Below are 4,351 nucleotides of genomic sequence, written 5' to 3'. Positions count from 1 at the left end.
GCCGTAATTGAACAATTTGGGTTGGCGCAAATAACAGTAGATGAAGCTGATAAAATAGTGTCGGTAAAGAGTTTGAATAGATGAACAAGTGCTATTACTTTAGTAGTGCTATATGGTAGAGTCTTATATAGCACTATTCTGTAAATTCAAATCAATCTTGTGATACCTTTTACTTCAAATAAAAGCTGCAAGTTTTAGCAGACAACTTTAATAAAGATTTAAACCTACTTTCAGAGATTCGATCCATAAAGAAACTTATGTCATTGCAACCTGATCAAGCTATTGAAGTGTTTTATTCTTACGCTCATGAAGATGAAAAACTTCGCGACAAACTAGAAAATCACCTCACTCTTTTAAGGCGGCAAGGAGTGATTACAGGATGGCATGATCGCAAAATTGGAGCAGGAAAAGAATGGCAGAATGAGATAGACACTCACTTAGATTCATCTCAGATAATTTTGCTGCTTATAAGTGCAAATTTTATCGCTTCAGATTATTGCTGGGATGTTGAAGTGAAACGGGCAATGGAAAGGCATAAAGCCAAAGAAGCCAGAGTTATCCCTGTAATTCTTGACTTTGTTGATTGGAAGAGCGCACCGTTTGGAAGACTTCAAGCCTTGCCCAAAGACGCTAAACCTGTTAAAAAGTGGGGAAATTCTAATAAGGCATTTTTAAGTGTCGCTGAAGGTATCCGGTTAGTTGCAAAAGAGTTGGCAGTAAAATCGTAAAATTTCACTGTTTAAACTTCATAGTTGAGACTAAATAAAATATCAAAAAATTAAACAAAAAATGGTATGAAAAAATAATAATTATTTCATACCAATAGGTGCTGAAACTAATGCCGAATACCAAGGCTGTCAAAGTTTTTTATTGCTGCTCCGATTCTACACAAGATGAAAAGATGCGGCAAAAGTTAGAGGAACACCTCAGCACTTTGGAGCGGCAAGGTGTGATTAACAAATGGCATAAAGGCATGATTAGTCCAGGCAAGGAATGGGAAAGTGAGATTGATACAAATTTAAAGAAGTCCGATATAATTTTGGTGCTAATTAGTTCAGAATTTACTGCTTCAGATTATCACTGGGATGTTTTGGCGAAACAAGCTATGAAACAGCATAGAGCTAAAACATCTCGTGTTATTACTATTCTGCTTCGTCCAGTTGATAATTATTGGAAGGTCGCATTTCCCAAAGTCAAAGTTTTACCCGAGGGTGGAAGACCTATAACTGAATGGAAACCCTATGATAAAGCTTTTGCAAATATTGCTACAGGTATTCGAGAAGTAGCCGAGGAACTTACTGATTCTACATTCCTTATTAAAAAAGTTCTGCGTTTGCTTCGGGCAATCGTAATAGATGTTGCAAAGTGTGTCCTAAAAGCTTTTATATCTGTGGGAACGGTAATTTTTTCTTACTTGTTTAGACCATCCAGGCCTCGTCGCCGGAATAGAGTCAGCAACATCCCTGTGAGACTAGTTATTTTCTTTGTAGTAGGTGGTACATTTATAAGCTTCATTTATCAAAAGCTTAATATATTAGAGATTCCTTTATTAGTACCTAAACCAACTGTAAACTCAAGAAAATTAGTTAATCCTACTGGCTGGATATGGATAGGTATGGTTAATAAGACCTCAGATAGCTTATTTGTCGGAAAAAAACTAGTTCTTCAACCATCAAATCGTAAAGAATTACCTCGTATTAACCCTCCTGTAATTCCATCACCAGGAACAATCGTAACTGTTAAATATGAAGTTAATCTAATGAAGGAAAAATCTTTATCTGGAAAAACAATCGTTAAACTTAAAAAAGGAGAAAAGCTAGTTATCTTGAAAGTAGAGCGTTTCTCAAAGGTTGCAAAAAATTCGCCTTACATTAAATTGAAAGCGCAAGTTCGCAAATGTAACTCAATTTGTAATAAATAATACTAAGATAGGCACAATACATTACAGAACTCACTAACACTTTATCCACCTCCCCGGCGATAAAATTACCCGTGGGGTGTATAACTACATAGAAATTTGCCTCATTTCCAAAAGTGGAAATGAGGCAAAGGTGTTTTATTTAAGCGGAGACAGAAAACTTTTGATGGTTTATTTAAGAGGATTTGTAATCAAACTTGTAACCTGCGTGGTTTGTAACAATCAGCGACCAACCAATTTACAAGGCAATGCAAATGTAGGTAAGAGTGAGTTCAGTTGTCTCTGATACTTTTTCTTTAGTTAAGTATAGAACAGAGCGTTTGAATTTACCTCTGTCAAAGGCATATACTTAGGTTAAGTCAGTTTGCGATCGCAAATACAAGGGATTACTCATTGGGCGTTGGGCATTCATCTGGTAGAGCCTTTGATCCCCATTAATGAGTCTTTGATACTCGTGAACAAGCATAAAAATTCACCTTGTCCCCCTGCCCCCCTGCCTCCCCTGCCCCACTCCCTTAACTCCCCCTCTTCTCTTGCCGTTCTTTGAGTTTTAGCATGATCTCTGCGTGCATCTCGCGGGTAATTGGGTAAAAATACGTTAAAACTAAGCCACAAAGCAAACAAACTGTAGGTATAGGCCCAACAGCAATACGAATCGCAAACAGTGCAGATTCAGGTTGGATAGGTAATGGACTTCCGGCTACAGATTCTTTGAAACCGGATATTTGCAAAGCATTTCCCACCAAAAACAGCCCGAAAGCTAAACCAAATTTTTGTAGCAAAACCATAAAGCCATAAAAAATGCCTTCTCTGCGTTGTCCAGTTTGCAGTTCATCCAATTCAATCACATCTGGAATCATCGACCAGGGAATTAGATAAGCTGTGGAGACACCAATACCAGCCATGACAGCCATCACATACATCAAAACTATTTGACCAGGCTGTAAGAAAAATAGTCCGGCGGCGGCTATTATCCACAAACTCATTCCCAGAAAATAAACAACTTTTTTCCCGACTTTTTTACTCAACTCACCCCAGACAAATAGCATCAGCAGGGCAGTTGCTTGGACTGCAATCAGCACTGTGGGCACATCTGATTCTTTAAGAGCCATACAATTGACTACAAAAAAGGGAATAATGCTGGCTGTAATCTGCACACCTAGCCAAGAAAAAAGATATATACCAATAACAAATAAAAAAGGTCGGTTGCTAAAGACAATTTTTAGCTGTTCGGGGAAGGGGAGAGATGCAGGTTCCTCGGCTAGGATGCGTTTAGCCTCAAAAGCCAAGATGCGATCGCGGACTCCAAAAACGCACCAATATAATCCTAAAATCGAAATTACAGTACAAACTGCTGCTAAAACGAGATATGCTTGTTGGCGATCGGCAATTTTGATAAAAATAATTAGCGCTAAAATTAATGACAGAATGCTGCCACCAATGGAAAATGTAAAGCGATAGCTGTTAAGGCTGGTGCGTTCGTCATAATCTTGAGTTAGTTCTGGAGTCATCGCCGTATAAGGCAAATTCACAACCGTGTAAAAGGACTGAGATAGAATCCCAATCGCTACGTAATACCAGAACAGCGGCCAAATATTCTCACTCTGATTTGCACTAAATTGCGGTACAATCCACTGCAAGAAGAATAAAATTCCAAAGGGTATTGCTCCATAAAACATCCAAGGAAGACGACGACCCCAACGGCGAGATTTCGTTTTATCAGTCAGGAACCCGACAAGCGGATCATTTACCCCATCCCAGATTTTGCCAATCATCAAAATAGTGCCAGCTAAACCCGCAGGGATACCAGCGACATTGGTAAAGAAAATCAGCAGATAAAAGACAGAGATATTTGCAGTAATTGCTGGCCCTAAATCCCCTGCACCGTAAGCCAGCTTGGTTTTTAAGTCGAGTTTTTCAGTAAGAGGATTTCGTTGGGCATCGCCATCAGTAGTAGGATGATTCATAAAACTTTGCACTCATACTAAAATAAAAAGTCTGCAATCGCCTTCAATATTAGCTATCTACCACTCCCGTTAGACTTATGCCAGACCTTTATGTTTCTTGGTCAGATTATCACCAAAAAATTGAACAACTGGCTATTCAGATTTATGAATCCGGTTGGGAATTTAACCAGATTATCTGTCTTGCCAGAGGAGGACTACGAGTTGGAGATATTCTTTCCCGCATATACCAACAACCACTGGCAATTTTAGCAACCTCATCTTACAGTGGCACTGGTAAGCAAGAAAGAAATAATTTAATTTTCTCTCGCCACTTAACGATGACTGCCGAAAAGTTAGGTTCCCGCATTCTCTTAGTAGATGATTTGGTAGACTCTGGCATCACACTCCAGCAGACTATACCTTGGCTCCAGCAAAATACTGATTTCCCCATTGAGGAAATTCGCACCGCCGTTCTTTGGTATAAAGC

The 4,351-nt window shown here is 39.0% G+C and carries 4 protein-coding genes; 3 read left to right on the top strand and 1 reads right to left on the bottom strand.

What is annotated here, in order from left to right; translation table 11 throughout:
- Positions 1-257 precede the first annotated feature (257 nt).
- A complete protein-coding gene (locus tag VE944_RS29735; protein ID WP_324986015.1) occupies positions 258-728 on the top strand; it encodes a toll/interleukin-1 receptor domain-containing protein in 471 nt (156 codons plus the stop codon).
- A 110-nt stretch (positions 729-838) separates the two neighbouring features.
- Positions 839-1,921, top strand: coding sequence for a toll/interleukin-1 receptor domain-containing protein (locus VE944_RS29730; protein WP_324986012.1), 1,083 nt, complete (start codon positions 839-841; stop codon positions 1,919-1,921).
- Between the two features lie 512 nt (positions 1,922-2,433).
- Here VE944_RS29730 and VE944_RS29725 read toward each other — a convergent pair.
- Positions 2,434-3,885: an MFS transporter gene (locus VE944_RS29725; RefSeq protein WP_324986009.1), complete on the bottom strand. Its 1,452-nt coding sequence runs from the start codon at positions 3,883-3,885 to the stop codon at positions 2,434-2,436.
- A 77-nt stretch (positions 3,886-3,962) separates the two neighbouring features.
- Here VE944_RS29725 and VE944_RS29720 point away from each other — a divergent pair.
- Positions 3,963-4,351: phosphoribosyltransferase (locus tag VE944_RS29720; protein ID WP_324986006.1), on the top strand; the 389-nt coding region annotated here is incomplete at its 3' end.

It is taken from the genome of Nostoc sp., assembly GCF_035638895.1.
Taxonomy (GTDB): Bacteria; Cyanobacteriota; Cyanobacteriia; order Cyanobacteriales; family Nostocaceae; genus Nostoc.
This window is presented reverse-complemented; position numbering and strand designations above follow the sequence as displayed.